Source organism: Cupriavidus alkaliphilus (assembly GCF_014191175.1).
Lineage (GTDB): Bacteria > Pseudomonadota > Gammaproteobacteria > Burkholderiales > Burkholderiaceae > Cupriavidus > Cupriavidus alkaliphilus.
This window is the reverse complement of record NZ_JACHWE010000009.1, coordinates 50,029-68,886: the sequence shown is the minus strand read 5'-3', so window position 1 is coordinate 68,886 and position 18,858 is coordinate 50,029. Positions and strand designations below refer to the sequence as shown.

General features: G+C 67.9%; 15 protein-coding genes. 5 read left to right on the top strand and 10 right to left on the bottom strand.

Annotated elements, in window-relative coordinates; translation table 11 throughout:
* Position 1 precedes the first annotated feature (1 nt).
* The 4 genes from FHX60_RS24000 to FHX60_RS23985 form a co-directional block, all read right to left on the bottom strand.
* Entirely contained in the window at positions 2-1,237 is a 1,236-nt protein-coding gene (locus tag FHX60_RS24000; RefSeq protein WP_183284849.1) for an efflux RND transporter periplasmic adaptor subunit, read from the bottom strand.
* A gap of 262 nt (positions 1,238-1,499) precedes the next feature.
* Entirely contained in the window at positions 1,500-2,138 is a 639-nt protein-coding gene (locus tag FHX60_RS23995) for an MOSC domain-containing protein (RefSeq protein ID WP_018004991.1), read from the bottom strand.
* A 150-nt stretch (positions 2,139-2,288) separates the two neighbouring features.
* Positions 2,289-3,461 carry an MFS transporter gene (locus FHX60_RS23990; protein ID WP_183284848.1) on the bottom strand — a complete coding sequence of 391 codons (1,173 nt, stop codon included), beginning with the start codon at positions 3,459-3,461 and terminating at the stop codon, positions 2,289-2,291.
* 158 nt (positions 3,462-3,619) lie between these two features.
* Positions 3,620-4,645 (bottom strand): D-2-hydroxyacid dehydrogenase family protein, encoded by a 1,026-nt coding sequence (locus FHX60_RS23985; protein ID WP_112775981.1) that lies wholly within the window; start codon positions 4,643-4,645, stop codon positions 3,620-3,622.
* A 539-nt stretch (positions 4,646-5,184) separates the two neighbouring features.
* On the opposite strand from FHX60_RS23985, the gene FHX60_RS23980 reads away from it, so the two are divergent.
* Positions 5,185-7,041: a phosphoenolpyruvate carboxykinase (GTP) gene (locus FHX60_RS23980; RefSeq protein ID WP_183284847.1), complete on the top strand. Its 1,857-nt coding sequence runs from the start codon at positions 5,185-5,187 to the stop codon at positions 7,039-7,041.
* 55 nt (positions 7,042-7,096) lie between these two features.
* On the opposite strand, the gene FHX60_RS23975 is transcribed toward FHX60_RS23980, so the two are convergent.
* Together FHX60_RS23975 and FHX60_RS23970 are read right to left on the bottom strand one after the other, a co-directional pair.
* A complete protein-coding gene (locus FHX60_RS23975) occupies positions 7,097-7,783 on the bottom strand; it encodes a response regulator (protein ID WP_092315469.1) in 687 nt (228 codons plus the stop codon).
* A complete protein-coding gene (locus FHX60_RS23970) occupies positions 7,780-9,186 on the bottom strand; it encodes a cache domain-containing protein (RefSeq protein WP_112775978.1) in 1,407 nt (468 codons plus the stop codon). Before FHX60_RS23970 ends, FHX60_RS23975 begins: the two co-directional genes overlap by 4 nt.
* A gap of 401 nt (positions 9,187-9,587) precedes the next feature.
* On the opposite strand from FHX60_RS23970, the gene FHX60_RS23965 reads away from it, so the two are divergent.
* The 3 genes from FHX60_RS23965 (at position 9,588) to FHX60_RS23955 (ending at position 12,563) form a co-directional block, all read left to right on the top strand.
* Entirely contained in the window at positions 9,588-11,660 is a 2,073-nt protein-coding gene (locus FHX60_RS23965) for a carbon starvation CstA family protein (protein ID WP_183284846.1), read from the top strand.
* Between the two features lie 24 nt (positions 11,661-11,684).
* Positions 11,685-11,879, top strand: coding sequence for a YbdD/YjiX family protein (locus FHX60_RS23960; RefSeq protein WP_012354346.1), 195 nt, complete (start codon positions 11,685-11,687; stop codon positions 11,877-11,879).
* Between the two features lie 225 nt (positions 11,880-12,104).
* Positions 12,105-12,563, top strand: coding sequence for a hypothetical protein (locus tag FHX60_RS23955; protein WP_092315476.1), 459 nt, complete (start codon positions 12,105-12,107; stop codon positions 12,561-12,563).
* 256 nt (positions 12,564-12,819) lie between these two features.
* Here FHX60_RS23955 and FHX60_RS23950 read toward each other — a convergent pair whose 3' ends face one another.
* The gene (locus FHX60_RS23950) at positions 12,820-13,110 is read right to left on the bottom strand and encodes a hypothetical protein (protein ID WP_112775976.1); all 291 of its coding nucleotides are present in this window, start codon (positions 13,108-13,110) and stop codon (positions 12,820-12,822) included.
* A gap of 201 nt (positions 13,111-13,311) precedes the next feature.
* Between FHX60_RS23950 and FHX60_RS23945 the strand changes: the two genes are divergently transcribed.
* On the top strand, positions 13,312-14,253 hold the full coding sequence (locus tag FHX60_RS23945; RefSeq protein ID WP_092315480.1) for a LysR family transcriptional regulator: 942 nt from the start codon (positions 13,312-13,314) through the stop codon (positions 14,251-14,253).
* A gap of 75 nt (positions 14,254-14,328) precedes the next feature.
* On the opposite strand, the gene FHX60_RS23940 is transcribed toward FHX60_RS23945, so the two are convergent.
* The 3 genes from FHX60_RS23940 to dprA all read right to left on the bottom strand — a co-directional run bounded on the left by FHX60_RS23940 (position 14,329) and on the right by dprA (position 18,855).
* Positions 14,329-17,007 carry a DNA topoisomerase III gene (locus tag FHX60_RS23940; protein WP_116602285.1) on the bottom strand — a complete coding sequence of 893 codons (2,679 nt, stop codon included), beginning with the start codon at positions 17,005-17,007 and terminating at the stop codon, positions 14,329-14,331.
* 158 nt (positions 17,008-17,165) lie between these two features.
* Positions 17,166-17,570 (bottom strand): thioredoxin family protein, encoded by a 405-nt coding sequence (locus tag FHX60_RS23935; RefSeq protein WP_183284845.1) that lies wholly within the window; start codon positions 17,568-17,570, stop codon positions 17,166-17,168.
* 82 nt (positions 17,571-17,652) lie between these two features.
* Positions 17,653-18,855: a DNA-processing protein DprA gene (gene dprA / locus FHX60_RS23930; protein WP_183284844.1), complete on the bottom strand. Its 1,203-nt coding sequence runs from the start codon at positions 18,853-18,855 to the stop codon at positions 17,653-17,655.
* Positions 18,856-18,858: the final 3 nt, after the last annotated feature.

Below are 18,858 nucleotides of genomic sequence, written 5' to 3'. Positions count from 1 at the left end.
CTCAGTGCCCCGCGCTGGCGGGGCGGGCGGCAGCGGCACCCGAAGCGCCGCGCGCCGCCGCCTCGCGCACCAGCGCGCCGGGGCGCAGGTTCTGCGTGCCTTCCACCACCACGCGGGCGCCGGGCTGCACGCCCTCGACCACGGCCGCGGCGGCGGTGGTCGTCACCACCCGCACCGGCACGCGCGCCACCTTGCTGTCGGGCTGCACCACATAGACGAAGCGGCCCTCGGGCCCGGTCACCACCGCCTGCGGCGGCACTGACAGCGCGTCCTTGAGCGTCTGCACCACGGCGCTGACGGTGGCATAGGTGCCCGGCCACAGCCGCTGCTCTTCATTGTCGAACTGCGCCTTGACGCGGATGGTGCCGTACTGGGGATCGACCGTGTTGTCGACGAAGCTGATGCGCCCGGTCACCGGCGCCTGGTTGCCGTCGTTGGGCTGCGCGGTGACCTGTACCGGGCCGGCGCGCAGCGCCTCGCGCAGGGCCGCCAGCTGGCGTTCGGGCAGGCTGAAGGTGACGGCGATCGGCTGCACCTGGGCGATGGTGACCATCGGCTGGGTGCTGTTGGGCAGCACCAGCGAGCCCGGGAAGGCGTTGATTACGCCGGTGCGGCCACTGATGGTGGCGCGGATGGCGCCGTAGCTGACCGCCACGCGGCTGGCCTCGATCGCGGCCTGGTCGGCGCGCACGGTGGCGGCGAAACCATCAACCCTGGCTTGCGCGGTATCGACCGCGCTCTTCGAAATGAAATTGCGCTGCAGCAGTTCCTGGCTGCGCGCCAGCGTGCGGCGGGCATCGGCCAGGTCGGCCTGGTCGCGCAGCAACTGCGCCTGGGCCTTGGCCAGGTTGGCCTCGTCCATGCGGGTATCGAGCGAGAACAGCAGGTCGCCGGGCTTGACGGTCTGGCCTTCCTTGATATGGACGGTGCGCACGGTGCTGGACACCTGCGGCCGCACCTCCACCGTCGACAGCGCCGTGACGTTGCCGTTGGCCGAGACCTGCAGCGGCACGTCGCCTTGCTGCACCGGCGCGGTCGCCACGATGGCCGCCGCGGGCGGCTTGGGCGCGGGCTTCGGCGCCAGCCACGTGCGCCACGCAAACCAGCCCAGGCCGGCGACGGCCAGCACCACCAGTACCGCCAGCCACGGCGACACGCGGCCGTGCCCGGTCCCGGCGGCCGCCCTCCAATTGCTGTCGACGAAGCCCTTGGGCTGGTCGATCCTGTCAGATTTCATGTTGTGTGGACTCTCTGCCCCGCGTCTTCAGCGCCACTCCCCGTGTACCGCCCGGCATGTTGTGTCCAGATTGCTGCCGGTGCGTGTCGCGCAAAGACTCTACTAGTACCGCGCTTCGCCCGCCGGAGCCAGCGCCGCGTATTACAGTCCGTTACAGGGGTGCAAGGGTCTGGTAATGCCCGGCGCCGGCAAACGCCGTCCGGGCCACAGGGGAAGCCGGAGATGTGTTTAGCGGGGCGCTTGTATGGTTAGACAAACATTATCAGAAAAGCTGCCGCCGGCCATCGCGGCGCCACTGATTTACGCTGTCGACCGACAATTCCCGTGGTCCGGCCTGCACAATCACGGCATCGCCGGCGCGCACTTCGCCCTTCAGCACCACGCTGAGATAGACCCCGGAGTAGCCGCTCTGCACCATGTCGCGCACCGCGTGGCGGTAGCCCAGCGCGGCGTTGAACTTGTAGCAGGGCTGGCGCGGCGCCTCCACGCGCAGCAGGGCGGTGCCGACCCGCACCAGGTCGCCGATCCATAGCGCGGACTCCAGCAAACCCTCCAGCGTCAGGTTTTCCCCCATCGCACCGTAAGGCAGCGGAGGCCCGGAGTCAGGCTGGGCGCAGGCGCGGCGGCGGGCATTCCACCAGGCGTAGTGCTCCGAGGGGTAGGCATAGACCGCCTTGTCGAGGCCGCCGTGCACGGTCAGGTCGCCCTGCTCGTCGCCCGCCAGGCCCAGTTGCTGCACCTGGACCCGCAAGGGGTGCAGCAGCGTGCTGACCGGATGCTTGCGGATGCCCGACAGCACCACCGCCTCGGTGCCCGCGCCCGCCACCACCAGCGGGATGGCCTTGCCCAGGCTGACCGCCAGCACGCGTGCAAGGCCCGGCCAAGGTCTCGAATCGCTCACGTGCGCCCCCGCTTCGTGGTTGTGGAAAGGGATGTGGATAAGCTGCGGATATCCCTGAGGATAACGGGGCGGATAACGCTGTGGACAAGTGCTTGGTGCGGTTCCTCACAAGGCGCCGGCGGGGATCGCGGCGCGTGTTTCAGACTGGAATCAGAGCTGCCGGGCCGCTTGCGCAGGCTGCCAGCGGCAGCCCAGCAGGCGCGCGCGCTGCGACACCGCCAGCGCCGCCAGCATCAGCGCCGCCGCGCCCCAGTGCAGCGTGTTGGGCCCCGCCAGGGTATAGATCGCCGCGCCGGCCATGGCGCCGGCGGCCTGTCCCAGGTAGATCGAAGAAGAGTTCAGCGAGATCGACACCGAGGCCCGCTCCGGCGCCAGCAGCACCAGCCGCGCCTGCTGGGCGCTGTTGGTGGCAAAGCCGCCCACGCCCCACAACATGAACAGCGCGACCAGGGCCACGCTGCCGAGCCCGGCCAGCGGCCACAGCACCATCGCCGTGATCGACGTCAGCAGCGTCACCTGCACGATCCGGCTCGGCGTGACCCGGTCCATGCGCGACGCCGCCATGGCGTTGCCGAACACCCCGCAGGCACCGTAGGCCAGGAACATCAGGCTGAGCGCGCCGCCGCTGATGCCATAGACGTCGCGCATCAGCGGGGCGATATAGGTAAACAGCGTAAACATGCCCGCCGACGAGATCATGGTGGTCAGCACCACCAGCATCACCGGCTTGTGGCGCAGCACCGCGCCCCAGGCCTCGCGCCCGGCCGGCGGCACCATCAGCCCGCGCGGCAGCGCGCGCCACACCGCCGCCGCCGCCAGCAGCGCCATCACCCCTACCAGCGCCATGCTGACGCGCCAGCCCAGCGTGCTGGAAATCCACGTCCCCAGCGGCACGCCCACCACGCTGGCGATGCTCCAGCCCAGGAACACAAAGCTGATGGCGCGCCCGCGGGTCTGCGCATTGACCAGCAGCGGCAGCGTGGCCGCGGTCTGCGGCGTATAGATGGCCGCCCCGATCGCGGTCAGGAAGCGGATCGCCATCAGCGCCGCAAAGCTCGGAGCCAGCGCCGCGGCCACGTGCATCACCCCATAGACCAGCAGCGAGCCCGCCAGCAGCAGCCGGCGGTCGATGCGCGACCCCAGCGTGGCGAACAGCGGCGCGCCCACGCAGGTGGCCAGCGCGAACACCGAGATCAGCTGCCCGGCGCTGGCCGCGCCCAGCCCGAAATCGCCGGCAATGTCGTTCAACATGCCGGTCACGATCATCGCACCGGTGCCGATGACAAAATTGCCGACGCAGAGCGTCACGAGCCTGGGGTCCATGCCGGCCATGGGAGAGGGGTCGGCGCGAGACGCGCCTTGTCGTTTTGTCGGATCGGCCGCCGGGCCATTGCGGCCGGCGGCTGGGGAAGACCCGAGTGTAGCGGGTTCCGAAAATTCGCGTTGGCGGGGGGACAGGCGCCAGCGCAGCCGGAACCGACTCAGCGCGTCAACACCGGCGCCAGCGCCTTCGGATTGACGATGCAGTCATGCTTGCCGTCCAGCACGTCCAGAATGTTCTGGAACGCCGTGCGGAAATACAGCTCGTAGCTGTCGCGTTCCACGTAGCCCAGATGCGGCGTGCAGATGCAGTTTTCCATGCGCAGCAGCGCGTGGCCCTGCAGGATCGGCTCGGACTCGAAGACGTCGATCGCCGCCATGCCCGGGCGGCCGCGGTTCAGCGCGGTGACCAGGGCATTTTCTTCCAGCAGTTCGGCACGGCTGGTATTGACGAACAGGGCGGTCGGCTTCATGGCGGTCAGGTCGGCCTGCTTGACGATGCCGCGGGTGTCGTCGTTCAGGCGCAAGTGCAGCGACAGCACATCGCTGTCGGCGAACAATTGCTCCTTGGATGCCGCCACATCCAGGCCATCGGCGCGCGCGGCTTCCTGTGATGCGTCCCGCCCCCAGACCAGCACCTTCATGCCGAAGGCGCGGCCGTAGCCGGCCAGCAGCCGGCCGATCTTGCCGTAGCCCCAGATCCCCAGGGTCTGTCCGCGCAACACCTGACCCAGGCCGAAATTGGGCGGCATCGTCGTCGATTTGAGCCCCGACTGCTGCCACGCACCGTGCTTCAGGCTGGCCACGTACTGCGGAATGCGGCGCTGGGCGGCCATGATCAGGGCCCAGGTCAGTTCGGCCGGCGCCACCGGCGAGCCCACGCCTTCCAGCACCGCCACGCCGCGGTCGGTGGCGGCATCGAGATCGATATGGCTGCCGGGCCCCGCGCCGACCCGGCCGGTCTGGCTGATCAGCTTCAGTTTGGGCAGTTTTTCCAGCAGTTGGCGCGTGATGCGGGTGCGTTCGCGGATCAGCACCACGGCTTCCACATCCGACAGGCGCGCCGCGAGCTGGCCCACGCCCTTGACGGTGTTGTTGAACACCTTGACGTCGTGCCCCTCCAGCAGGCTGAAACAAGGCAGCTTGCGCACGGCATCCTGGTAATCGTCGAGTACGGCAATCTTCATCGGCAACCCTGGTTATCTTCGGGACGTTGTGCCAGTTGGTGCGCGCGCCCACCGAGGCGCGTGCCGGCCAACAGTATTGTTGTGAAACGTTTGCGAACCCCGCACCGGCGTGCCGCAACCCTGGCGCCGCGGGGTGCAAATCCCGCGTCGGCCGACGCCGGCAATTGTTGCGCAGCAAAAAACAGGGGGGTGCGCCAGTGGTATCCTTGCCCGCTCCGGTGCCGCCGCGGATTGTCGGTCGAGCATTGCTCCCGTCACGCGGCTGCCCCCGGACAAAGCCCGGCCGGCAACTGCGGGCCACGCTGCGCGGGCGAAGCGCCACTGTAGCGCAGCCGCCGTGACCGCCGCGACCTTTTGCGCAAACCGGGCCGCCGCGGAGTTGTAACGGGATGTGACGCTCCCGAGGCGGCCCTTGCAGCGACGTGGCAGGGACGCAGCAGCAGTGACGGTTCCGCCCCCCGGCACGCAGGACAACCCGCCGGCCAGGCTTTGCAAGGATTCCTTCCCTTCCTTCCCTTTACAAACCTGGAGTTTGCAGTATGAACCACCCCACGATGCAAGGTACGGCAGCCGTCAATGCGCCGGCCTGGGTCAAGCACCCCAAGCTGATTGCCTGGGTCGCGGAAATCGCCGCGCTGACCAAGCCCGACAACATCTACTGGTGCGACGGCTCGCAGGAAGAATATGACCGACTGTGCGAGCAGATGGTCGCCGCCGGCACCATGAAGCGGCTGAACCCGGCCAAGCGCAAGAACTCCTTCCTGGCCCTGTCGGACCCGTCGGACGTTGCCCGCGTCGAAGACCGTACCTTTATCTGCTCCGAGAAGCAGGAAGATGCCGGCCCGACCAACAACTGGACCCCGCCGGCCGAGATGCGCCAGACCCTGGCCGGCCTGTTCGACGGCTGCATGCGCGGCCGTACCTTGTATGTGGTGCCGTTCTCGATGGGGCCGCTGGGTTCGCCGATCGCCCATATCGGCGTGGAACTGTCCGATTCGCCGTACGTGGCGGTCAACATGCGCATCATGACCCGCATGGGCAAGGCCGTGTACGAGGTGCTGGGCAGCGACGGCGCCTTCGTGCCGTGCGTGCACACCGTGGGCAAGCCGCTGGCCGCCGGCGAGCAAGACGTGGCGTGGCCGTGCAATCCGACCAAGTACATCGTGCATTTCCCGGAAACGCGCGAGATCTGGTCGTTTGGCTCGGGCTACGGCGGCAATGCGCTGCTGGGCAAGAAGTGCTTCGCGCTGCGGATCGCCTCGACCATGGGCCGCGACGAAGGCTGGCTCGCCGAACACATGCTGATCCTCGGCGTGACCTCGCCCGAGGGCAAGAAATACCATGTCGCCGCCGCCTTCCCGTCGGCCTGCGGCAAGACCAACTTCGCCATGCTGATCCCGCCCAAGGGTTTCGAGGGCTGGAAGGTCACCACCATCGGCGACGACATCGCCTGGATCAAGCCGGGTAAGGACGGCCGCCTGTACGCGATCAACCCGGAAGCCGGCTACTTCGGCGTGGCGCCCGGCACCAGCGAGAAGACCAACTACAACGCGATGGCGACGCTCAAGGAAAACGTCATCTTCACCAACGTGGCGCTGACCGACGACGGCGACGTGTGGTGGGAAGGCATGACCAAGGAAGCGCCCGCGCACCTGATCGACTGGCAGGGCAAGGACTGGACCCCGGAGATTGCGAAGGCCACCGGCGCCAAGGCCGCGCACCCGAACGCGCGCTTCACCGCGCCCGCGTCGCAATGCCCGTCGATCGACGACAACTGGGACAACCCGGCCGGCGTACCCATCGATGCGTTCATCTTCGGCGGCCGCCGCTCGACCACGGTGCCGCTGGTGACCGAAGCGCGCAACTGGACCGAGGGCGTCTACATGGCTGCCACCATGGGCTCGGAAACCACCGCGGCGGCGGCCGGCCAGCAAGGCGTGGTGCGCCGCGACCCGTTCGCCATGCTGCCGTTCTGCGGCTACAACATGAGCGACTACTTCGGCCACTGGCTCGAACTGGGCAACAAGCTCGAAGCCGCGGGCGCCAAGCTGCCGAAGATCTACTGCGTCAACTGGTTCCGCAAGGACGCCGACGGCAACTTCGTGTGGCCGGGCTTCGGCGAGAACATGCGCGTGCTGTCGTGGATGATCGACCGCGTGGAAGGCAAGGGGCAGGGCGCCGAGCACGTGTTCGGCACCTCGCCGCGGTACCAGGACCTGAACTGGAACGGCGTCGAGTTCTCGCCGGCGCAGTTCGAGCAGGTAACCTCGATCGACCGCGATGCCTGGCAGAAGGAGCTGGCGCTGCATGACGAGCTGTTCACGCAGCTCAAGCACCACCTGCCGCAGGCGCTGGCGCAGACGCGCGCGGCGCTGGGCAAGCGACTGGACGGCTAAGCGGCCCAAGGTCCTGAGCCAGTCAACGCCCGCCTTGTCCAAGGCGGGCGTTTTCTTATCCGGCCTCGCTGTCCCCCAGCGTCTCCACCGCATACTTCACCAGCCCGGCGCGCCCCTCGATCCCCAGCTTGCGCTTCAGGTTCAGCCGATGGGTCTCGACGGTGCGCACCGATACCCCCAGCTGCGCCGCGATCTCCTTGTTGGCCAGGCCGCGTCCGATGCCCCGCAGGATATCGCGCTCGCGCGGCGTGAGCGCATCGAGCGGGCCGGCCGCGGGGCTTTGCTCGGCGATGCCGCGCGCGATGCGGGCGCTGTAGAACACGCGCCCGGCCAGCACCGAGCGGATCGCCGCGATCAGCTCGTCGGCCGGGGCGTCCTTGAGCACATAGCCGCGCGCGCCGGCGCGCACGGCCTGGCGCACGTATTCGAGGTTGTCGTGCATCGACACGATCAGCACGGCCAGCTCCGGATAGCGGTCGTGCAGTGCCGCCGCCAGCGCAATGCCGCCCATGCCGCGCATGCCGATATCGGTGATCACCAGGTCCGGCATGTCGGCCGCACCGGCACGGTCCAGCCACGCCAGCGCGGCCTCGCCGTCGTCGGCTTCGCCCACCACGCGCAGCCCCGGCTGCAGCGCCAGGTGCATGCGCATGCCGTCGCGCACCAGCGCGTGGTCGTCGATCAGCAGCACGCGCGCGGGCGCTTCGTGGTCTTCGCGAACTTCGGCAAGAAACTGGATCATGACTGCGAGGGTCCTGCGGTAATGGCATCGCGCGCGGCGGCCGCGGGGCGGGCCAGCGGCAGCGAGGCGATGATCTGGGTGCCGCCCGGGCCGGAAAGGATGTCGAACTGCCCGCACAGCGCGGCGATGCGCTCGCGCAGGTTGCGCAGGCCAATGCCGCGCTGCGGGTCGGCCTGCATGCGCCCGACGTCGAAGCCGTGGCCGTCGTCGTGCACGGCCAGGCGCGTGGCATCGGCATCGAAGGCGAGCGATACGCAGACGCGCCGGGCGCCGGCGTGGCGCTCGACGTTGGTCAACGCTTCCTGGGCGATGCGGAACAGCGCCGTGGCCTGCTCGTCGGGCAGTTCGCGCGGGGTGCCGCGTTGCGTGACCACGATCTGGAGGCCGCTGCCGCCCTGCATCTCGCGCGCCAGGTGCTGGAGCGCGGCGAACAGCCCCAGGTCGTCGAGCAACGCCGGGCGCAGGTTGCGCGCCACCCGCCGCACTTCATTGAAGACAGTGTCGAGCCGGTTCAGCGCCATGCCCAGCACCGGCGCCACCGCCGCGCCCTCGGCCGGGGCCAGGCGCAGCCGGTTGGCGGCGGTCTCCAGCACCAGCTTGACCGAGACCAGCAGCTGGCTGATGCCGTCGTGCAGCTCGCGCGACAACCGCGCGCGCTCTTCTTCCTGCGACTGCACCACGCGTTGCGCCAGCTGGCGCAGCTTGGCGTCGGCCTCGCGGTGTTCGCTGATATTCAGCGCCAGGCCGCTGGCCGCCACCAGCAGGATGCTGATGCCGGCGATCACGCCGATCCACGCCATGGTCTCGCGGATATCGGTCTCGGCGCGCGCATCCAGCTGGCGCAGCGTGCTTTCGACGTCATCCAGGTAGATGCCGGTGCCGAGCATCCAGCCCCATTCGGGCACCGCCACCACGTAGCCGAGCTTGGGCGCCAGCTGCTGCGACGAGGGCTTGCGCCACTGGTAGCGCACCGCGCCGCCACCGCCCCTGGCCGCGGCGATCAGTTGCTGGATGGTGGGCGCGCCCTGCGGGTCGCGCAGCGTCCACAAGTCCTGGCCGACCAGTTCCGGCTGGCGCGGATGCATCAGGTTGCGGCCCTGCAGGTCGTACAGGAAGAAGTAGCCGTCGGGGCCGTAGTCGAGCCGCGCCAGTGCTTCCATCGCCGCCTGGCGCGTGGCCACGTCGTTGCGGCCGGACCGCACCAGCGGCGCGATCGCGCTCTGCGCCAGCTCTACGTAGTGGCGCAGCTCGGTCTCCTTGCTCTGCAGGTAGGCGGCCTCGACCAGCGCGCGTTCATGCTGCGCGAGTTGGGTGGCCTGGTAGCGCACCGCCAGCGCGATGCCGAGCATCGCCACCGCAAGCGGTGCCACGGCGAGCAACAGGATTTTTTGGCGGAGTTTCATACAGGACCGGGGGAGCGGGGGTAAACACCGATGCCGCGCAGGCGGCATGCCACCGTCGACTTGCGTAGTACTACGCAGAAGTGCTGCGTAGTTACGCGCTTGTGCGGGGTTTGGCGGGTGTCAATACTACACGCCGAAAGCGCCGCCGCCCCAGCAGGGCGCATGCGCCGACGCAGCTGGTGCACCGTCCACACCCGGACGGTGCATCGCCTGCCTGCAAGACGAGATCCGGAAACGACGACACAACCGGGCGAGCAGCAGCATCCCAGGAGACACCCTCACCGCCGGATTGCCCCGCTGCCCGCCCTCGGCGCACCCCGCTGCCGATCCTGCCCGTTGCCAGTTGCCAGTCCTTCGCCGCCGCAGGCTTTCCAAATCCCGGTCTGAGGAGACCCTTCACTATGAATCGCATCGGAGAACACCTGGTGTGGCTGGCCGTCGCCGTCCTTGGCGCGTTTGCCTTCGGCACCGTCGCGCTCGCGCGCGGCGAAGCCGTCAGCGCGCTGTGGATCGTGGTTGCCGCGCTCTGCATCTACCTGATCGCCTATCGGTACTACAGCCGCTTTATCGCCGACAAGGTGATGCAGCTCGATCCCAAGCGCATGACGCCCGCGTGGCGCCACAACGATGGCCTGGACTACGTGCCGACCAACAAGGCGGTGCTGTTCGGCCACCACTTCGCCGCGATTGCCGGCGCCGGCCCGCTGGTGGGCCCGGTGCTGGCCGCGCAGATGGGCTATATGCCCGGCATGCTGTGGCTGCTGGCCGGCGTGGTGTTCGCCGGCGCGGTGCAGGACTTCATGGTGCTGTTCATCTCGACGCGCCGCGACGGCCGCTCGCTGGGCGACCTGGTCAAGTCCGAGATGGGCACGGTGCCGGGCATGATCGCGCTGTTCGGCTGCTTCATGATCATGATCATCATCCTGGCGGTGCTGGCGCTGATCGTGGTGAAGGCGCTGGCGGACTCGCCGTGGGGCACCTTCACCGTGGCGGTGACCATCCCCATCGCCATCTTCATGGGCATCTACACCCGCTATATCCGCCCGGGCCGCATCGGCGAAGTGTCGGTGATCGGCTTCGTGCTGCTGATGCTGGCCATCATCGGCGGCCAGTACGTGCATGAAAGCGCGACCCTGGCGCCGCTGTTCACCTACGACGGCAAGGCGCTGACCTGGATGCTGATCATCTACGGCTTTGTCGCCGCCGTGCTGCCGGTGTGGCTGCTGCTGGCCCCGCGCGACTACCTGTCGACCTTCCTGAAGATCGGCACCATCATCGCGCTGGCCGTCGGCATCCTGATCGTCGCGCCGGAGCTGAAGATGCCGGCCTTCACGCAGTTCGCCGCGGGCGGCGGGCCGGTGTGGTCGGGCAACCTGTTCCCGTTCCTGTTCATCACCATCGCCTGCGGCGCGGTGTCGGGCTTCCACGCGCTGATCTCGTCGGGCACCACGCCCAAGCTGCTGGAGAACGAAACCCACGCGCGCTTCATCGGCTACGGCGCGATGCTGGCCGAGTCCTTCGTCGCCATCATGGCGCTGGTCGCCGCCGCGGTGATCGAGCCCGGCGTGTACTTCGCCATGAACAGCCCGGCCGCGGTGATCGGCACCACGCCCGAGGCGGTGGCCCAGGCGGTATCGACCTGGGGCTTCGTGATCACGCCCGACGTGCTGGTGCAGACCGCCAAGGACGTCGGCGAGAACACCATCATCTCGCGCGCCGGCGGCGCACCGACGCTGGCCGTGGGCATCGCCCACATCCTGCACCAGGTGGTCGGCGGCCAGGCCATGATGGCGTTCTGGTACCACTTCGCCATCCTGTTCGAGGCGCTCTTCATCCTGACCGCCGTCGACGCGGGCACCCGCGCCGGCCGCTTCATGCTGCAGGACCTGCTGGGCAGCTTCGTGCCGTCGATGAAGCGCACCGACTCGCTGCCGGCCAACCTGATCGCCACCGCGCTGACGGTGGCGGCCTGGGGCTACTTCCTGTACCAGGGCGTGGTCGATCCGCTCGGCGGCATCAACACGCTGTGGCCGCTGTTCGGCATCTCCAACCAGATGCTGGCCGCGGTGGCACTGGTGCTGGGCACCTGCGTGCTGGTCAAGATGAAGCGCGGCCAGTACGCCTGGGTCACGCTGGTGCCGACCGTCTGGCTGCTGATCTGCACGCTGACCGCCGGCTGGCAGAAGCTGTTCCATGCCGACCCGAAGGTCAGCTTCCTGACCCACGCGGCCAAGTTCAGCGCCGCCATCGCCGAAGGCAAGGTGCTGGCTCCGGCCAAGTCGATGGAGCAGATGCACCGCATCGTCTTCAACGATTACCTGGACGCGGGCCTGTGCGCGCTGTTCATGGTGGTGGTGCTGTCGATCGTGTGCTACGGCTTCAAGACCGCGCTGCAGGCCCGCGCCGTGACCCGCCCGACCGACAAGGAAACGCCGTTCGAGCCGCTGCCGGGCACCGCTGCGGCCCAGTCCTGATCCTTACATCGACAAGGAGCCGCCATGCTGGAACAACTTGGCACCATGGGCCGATACCTCGGGCAGTCGCTGCGGCTGATGGTCGGGCTGCCCGACTACCAGACCTATGTGGCGCATATGGAAAGCACGCACCCTGACCGAGCGCCAATGAGCTACGAAGAGTTTTTCCGCGAGCGCCAGGAAGCGCGTTACGGCGGCGGGCAGGGCAAGTGCTGTTGACGGCACGCTGAGCATCGCCACCGAACCTGGCTCGGGGGCAGACAAAGCAGACAGGCGATCACTTGATCGCCTGTCTTTTTATTGAGTGTTGTATTTTCACCGCGCCTTTGTAATGGCCCGATACCGTTTCTGCAGGGGGTTACAGGGCTTTACAGGTGGTTACAGCAAGGCTGCGGCACCTTATCTACACTTGCGACACATCATGGCAATTCGAGGAAAAAACATATGACTCGCCATCCCGTTCGCAACCTGACCGTTGCCCTTGCCCTGGCGGCCTGCGCGCTGCCGGCCTTTGCGGGCGACATGAACAATGCCCTCGGCGGCGCGCTCGGCGGTGTCGCCGGTGCCGCGGTCGGCGGCGCGCTGGGAGGCAGCACCGGCGCCGTGATCGGCGGTGCGGTGGGCGGCGGCGCCGGTGGCGCAGTCACGTCCAACCGCCGCGAGCGCACCGGCGCCATCATCGGCGGCGCGCTGGGCGGTGGCGCCGGCACCGCGGCCGGCAACGCCATGGGCGGACGCACCGGCGGCCTGATCGGTGCCGGCCTGGGTGGCGGCGCGGGCGCGGCGCTGGGCGGCAATATCTCGCGCAACAACTCGTACGACGACGATCGCCGCTACTACAACAAGAGCCATTACAAGCGCAAGAAGCACAAGCACCATCATCGCCACCACTACGACGATTAAGTCGCAGCGGGGTCAGCAAAACGGGCCGTCATGGCCCGTTTTTCTTTGGCGCCGCCCCCGCGGGTATCCCCCCGACCTTATTGCGTTGCGGCGTCTGGCATAATCGACCACGGACCGCGCCGGATCTGCCGGCGCCAGAAACAAAGAAGCCCGCACCGGTCCCGGTGCGGGCTTCTTCTCCAATAAAGCGGGAGAGACGCGGGGCGCTCTCCTAAAGACCTGCGGAGACCAGGTTCAAGCGGTGGACCGTGCCGGCTCAGAGCGGCGCGCGATCGGTCGTGGTGTCGTACTTCGCGCCTTCCGAGAAGGTGTCGAACTTGCCGGTGCGGGCGCCGTCAGTGAAGGTGTCGAACTTGCCGGCCTTGGCACCGTCCGTGTACGGGTCGAACTTGCCGGCCCGGGCGCCGTCGGCGTAGACATCGAAGCTGGCTACCTTGGCGCCGTCGGTGTAGACGTCGAACTTGCCATTCTTGGCAAAGGCGGGCGCGGCGGAGAGGGCGGCAGCGACGGTGGCGACAGCGATGAGGGCGTAACGATTGGTTTTCATGATTCAGGCCTTCCTTGTAGCGTGGATGCCTGATCCGGCACCTTCAGGTGAAGGGCATGTTGCATTGCGGCATCCAATGGCTAGATATTAGGCATTTCCCTCATATCAATAAATATCAGGATCCACAATGATTAGTTTTGATTCGGACAATAAAATAAGCTGATTGCGTAAGAATTCAGCAAAGAACCGGGAGACTATGTCATGGATCGCCTGCAGTCGATGCGTGTGTTTTCCAAAGTGGTGGAGCTCGGCAGCTTCGCGCGTGCAGCGCAGCAGCTGGAAATGTCCAACGCGGTGGTCACGCGCTACGTGGCCGACCTGGAAAGCCACCTCGGCACGCGCCTGCTCAACCGGACCACGCGCAGCCTGTCGCTGACCGATGCCGGCGAGACCTACCTGCAGCGCTGCCAGCAGATCCTGGAAGACGTGGAGGAAGCCGAAAGCGTGGTCACTGCGCGCAGCCAGTCGCTGTCCGGCACGCTGCGCCTGGTGACGCCGGTGATGTTCGGCCTGCACCTGTTGCCCGAGCTGCTGTCGCGCTTCCAGCAGCTTTACCCTGACGTGGTGTTCGACGTGATCCTGTCGGACCGCAATGTCGATATCGTCGAGGAAGGCCGCGACGTGGCCGTGATGCTGTCCGACCTGGGGCTGGGATCGCACCTGGTGGCGCGGCCGCTGCTGTCGGCCGAGGTGATCCTGTGCGCCTCGCCCGGCTATGTCGCCGCGCATGCGCCGATCCGCCATGCGCATGAGCTCAGCCACCATCGCTGCATTGCCATGCGCCTGCCCAGCGCCGAGCACGAATGGACGCTGCTCGGGCCCGAAGGCGAGGTGACCGTGCCGATCCGCCCGGGGCTGCTGTGCAGCAATGCCGAACTGGCGCACCAGGCCGCACTGGCCGACATGGGCGTGGCCATGCTGTCGTCCTACCTGGCGCGGCCCAATATCGAAGCCGGCCGGCTGGTGCACGTGCTGCCTCAGTACCAGTTGCCCCGGCGCGATGTCAGCGTGGTCTATCCGAGCCGCAAGTTCCTGCCCACCAAGGTGCGCGCCTTTATCGATTTCCTGCTGGAAGAGGGGCACGTGCGAAGCAAGGAGGAGCAGCCGGCCGTCAGCCTGGGCGCCCACGCCTTGCGTACATGACGGCGGCGCCCGCGCGGAGCCGCAGCAAATAAAAAACGCCCGGCAATGCCGGGCGTTTTGCCTGGGTGGCTGCGCTTACTCGCCGGCGGCCGCCGCGCGCGTCTTCTTGGCCGCGGCGGTCTTGGCGGGTGCCTTCTTGGCCGCGGCCTTCTTGGCAGGCGCCTTGGTGGCAGCGGTCTTGGTCGCGGTCTTGGCGGCGGTCTTGGTTGCCGGCGCCGCTTCGGCTTCCGCCGCGCCGCGCGATGCCGCCTTGGCCGGAGCCTTGGCCGCCGTCTTGGCGCCGGCCTTGGGCTCGCGCACCTCGAACTCGAAGCCGATCTTGCCGTCGGGCTGCTTGACCAGGAAGGCCTTGAAGTTGCGGCCGGTGCGCGACGACTTGAAGCCGGTCAGCAGGTCGGTCTTGCCTTCGTTGAGCAGCTTGCCGATCTGCTCGCGGCTGATTTCCTGCTGCAGGATGATCTTGCCGGTGGTGAAGTCGCAGCTCTTCGGGCTGGTCGTGCTGTTCTCGCAGACATACTTCATGCCGTGCTCGAACACCGAGCCGCCGCACTTCGGGCAGGTTCCCACCGGCTGCTGGCCGCTGAAGTCGACCGGCTCGCCGTCGCCCTCGTCATCGTTCTGGCCGAAGTCGAACTCCATCTTGTAATGGCCTTCGTCGTCCTTGCCCAGCTTGAGGATGGCGGCGAACGGGCGGCCCATCTTGCTGCGGAAACCCTGCAGCGGACCGATCTCTTTCTTCAGCAGCAGTTCCTCGACTTCCTCGATCTCGAACTGGCGCCCGCCCGGGATCTTGCTGATCGAGAATTCGCACGCGGTGCAGGCAAAGCGGCGGTAGTTCTCCTTGACCTGTCCGCCGCACTGCGGACACGGCGTGTCCAGCGTAGCGTAGTCGCCCGGGATGGTGTCGCTGTCGTATTCCTTGGCGCGCTTGACGATCTGCTGCGTCATCTGCGCAATCTCGCGCATGAACTCGTCACGCTTGAGGCGGCCGCGCTCGATCTGCGACAGCTTGTGCTCCCACTCGCCGGTCAGTTCCGCCTGGGTCAGTTCCTGCACGCCCAGGCCACGCAGCAGCGTCATCAGCTGGAACGCCTTGGCGGTGGGGATCAGCTCGCGGCCTTCGCGCACCAGGTACTTCTCGGTCAGCAGCCCTTCGATGATTGCCGCGCGCGTGGCCGGCGTGCCCAGGCCCTTGCCGGCCATGGCTTCGCGCAGCGCGTCGTCGTCGACCAGCTTGCCGGCGCCTTCCATCGCGGACAGCAGCGTGGCTTCGTTGTAGCGCGCGGGCGGCTTGGTGGTCAGGCCGACGCCCTCGACCTTGTCGGTCTTGACCTTCTCGTCCCTGGCCACCGGCACCAGGTTGGCGGCGTCCTTGTCACCCTGCGCCTCGCGGCCGTAGATCACCAGCCAGCCCGGATTGACCAGGACCTTGCCTTCGGTCTTGAAGTGGTGGCCGGCGACTTCCGTGATGCGGGTCGTGACCTGGAACTCGGCCGCGGGGAAGAACACCGCCAGGAAGCGGCGCACCACCAGGTCGTACAGCTTCTGCTCCGGCTCGGACAGGTTCTTGGGCGCCTGCAGCGTCGGGATGATGGCGAAGTGGTCGCTGATCTTGCTGTTGTCGAAGATCCGCTTGTTCGGCTTGACCCAGCCCTGCGCCAGGATCTTCTTGGCGTGCGGCAGGTAGTTGGGCGAGCTGTCGGCGAGCATGTCCATGGTCTGCTTGACCGTGTCCATGTAGTCCTCGGGCAGCGCGCGCGCGTCGGTACGCGGGTAGGTCAGGACCTTGTGCTTTTCATACAGGGCCTGCGCCAGGCCCAGCGTATTCTTGGCCGAGAAGCCGAAGCGCGAGTTGGCTTCGCGCTGCAGCGTGGTCAGGTCGAACAGCGCCGGCGACTGCTGCGTCGACGGCTTGGATTCCTCGGTGACGGTGCCCGGCTTGTCACGGCAGGCCGCGACGATGCTCTTGGCCTCGGCCTCGCTCCACAGGCGCGACTCGCGCGCCTCGGGGTCGAACTCGTTCTTCTTGAACTTGGGATCGAACCAGCGGCCTTCGTACAGGCCGGCAGCGGCGATGAACTCGGCGCGCACTTCCCAGTAGTCGCGCGGCACGAAGTGCTTGATCTTCTCTTCGCGCTCCACCACGATCGACAGCGTCGGCGTCTGCACCCGGCCGACGGTGGTCAGGAAGAAGCCGCCGCCCTTGCTGTTGAAGGCGGTCATGGCGCGCGTGCCGTTGATGCCGACCAGCCAGTCGGCCTCGGAACGGCAGCGCGCGGCATCGGCCAGCGGCAGCATGTCTTCGTCTTCGCGCAGGGCTGCAAAGCCATCGCGGATCGCCTGCGGCGTCATCGATTGCAGCCACAGCCGGCGCACCGGCTGTTTGGCCTTGGCCTGCTGCGCGATCAGGCGAAAGATCAGTTCCCCTTCGCGCCCCGCGTCGCAGGCATTGATCAGCGCGGTCACGTCCTTGCGCTTGATCAGCCGGTTCAGCACCTTCAGGCGCGACTCGGTCTTGGCGATCGGGCGCAGGTCGAAGTGCGGCGGGATCACCGGCAGGTTGGCGAAACTCCACTTGCCGCGCTTGACCTCGTATTCGTCCGGCGCGGCGATCTCGACCAGGTGGCCGACGGCGGAGGACAGCACGTAGTCATCGCTCTCGAAATACTCGTCGTGCTTGGTAAACCCCCCGAGGGCACGGGCGATATCCGCCGCAACCGACGGCTTTTCCGCGATGATGAGGGCTTTTGACATGGGAAGGGTCCTTGCGGGCTGCATCCGGCAACCCGCTAATTGCACTGCAAACGTAGTAATCCGAACGCCGGGGGGCTATGAGGCGCCAATAATAAGCGCGGTTTCGACGGCGGTGCAAGCCAGCCTCATGGCGGCTCGCCTGCCGTCGCGCGCGCCGCCTAGGCGCCGCCGCGTCCCCCACCAAGCAACCAGTCCAGCACCTCCGGCACGTCTTCGGCGGGCGTCGGCATGGCCGTGCCGCGCGTGAGCATGCGTTCCAGCACCTCGATATGCGGCAGCAGGGTGCCATAGAACTGCGGCAGGCCACCCGCGGCCGGCTGCACCAGCACCGTCGGGAAATTCTCGATATCGATATCGCCGAGCGCATCCGCATGGGTCTCGATATCGATCCAGACAAAGCAATCGTCCGGATGGCGCTCGGCCAGCGCCGTCAGCGCCACCAGGTAATCCCGGCACGTGCCGCACCACTGCGCGCACAGGCAGGCCACCAGGCGGCCCTGCGGCCGCGCCGCCAGGCACTCGGCAATGGCGCCGGCGTCACGTTCAGGAAAGTAAACGGTCATGGCATCGGAAACATGAGGTGCCCGCGACACACGGACAGCCGGCGCATTGTATCGGTATTGCACGGGCGCTCCGGCGCAGCCTTCATGCAAGGCGCCGGAACAGGTTTCCCGGTAGACGCTCGGCATGCCCGGCCAGTTCCAGCTCAAGCAGGCGCGCCGCGGCGGCTTCCGGGGGCTGGCCGCTGCGCTCGCACAGCGCATCCAGCGTAACCGGATCGTAGCCGAGGGCGGCCAGCAGGGGGTCGGCGGGATCGGCAAATTCAGACTGGTCCGAAGCCGGCGGCGATGCCACGGCCTGCGTTCGCGGCCGGCCAGGCACCGGTGCGGCCGGCCCCAGGTTGATTTCCTCCAGCACGTCCTCGGTGCGCTCCACCAGCTTGGCGCCCTGGCGGATCAGCAGGTGGCACCCCTGCGACAGCGGCGCGTGGATCGAACCCGGCACCGCGAACACCTCGCGCCCGAGTTCCGCGGCCAGCCGCGCGGTGATCAGCGAGCCCGATCGCGCCGCGGCTTCCACCACCAGCACTCCGTGCGCCAGCGCTGCGATGATGCGGTTGCGGCGCGGGAAGTTGGCCGGCAGACCCTGCATGCCGAGCGGGAATTCGGTAACCACGGCGCCGCGCCGGGCAACCTCATGGGCCAGGGCCAGGTTGTCGGCGGGATAGACCCGGTCGGCCCCCGTCCCCGTGACCGCGATGGTGCCGCCGCAGCCCGGCAGGCCGCCGGCATGGGCGGCGGCGTCGATGCCCAGCGCCAGGCCGGAGATCACGGTCAGGCCCGCCTCGGACAGCTCGCGCCCGAACGCCTGCGCATCGCGCTTGCCCTGCTCGGTGGCATTGCGCGCGCCGACGATGGCGACTGCGGGGCGGGCCAGCAGCGCGGGATCGCCTTTGATATATAGCAGCGGCGGCGGATCGTGCAGGTCGAACAGGCGGCGCGGGTAGGCGTCGTCGGCCAGCGTCAGCAGATGGCTGCCGGGCGTGCCCAGCCACGCCAGCGTGCGTTCGACCAGCGCCGGCAGCCCGGCCCCCGGCGTGGCCAGCACCGCGCGCGCCAGCTTGGCCGGGACCACGGCAGACAGCGCCGTCACGCTCTGCGCCAACACCTGCCGCGGCAGCCCGAACGCGGCCAGCAGCAGGCGCACCGCGACCGGACCGACGCCGGGGGCACAGGCCAGTTGCAGCCAGGCCTTCAGGTCGTCGGCATCGCGGATGGCGGCTGGCGCGCCGGCGCCGGGATGGCAGGGGGATACGGCGCCGACAGGCGCCGCCGGAGATGTCACCAAGAG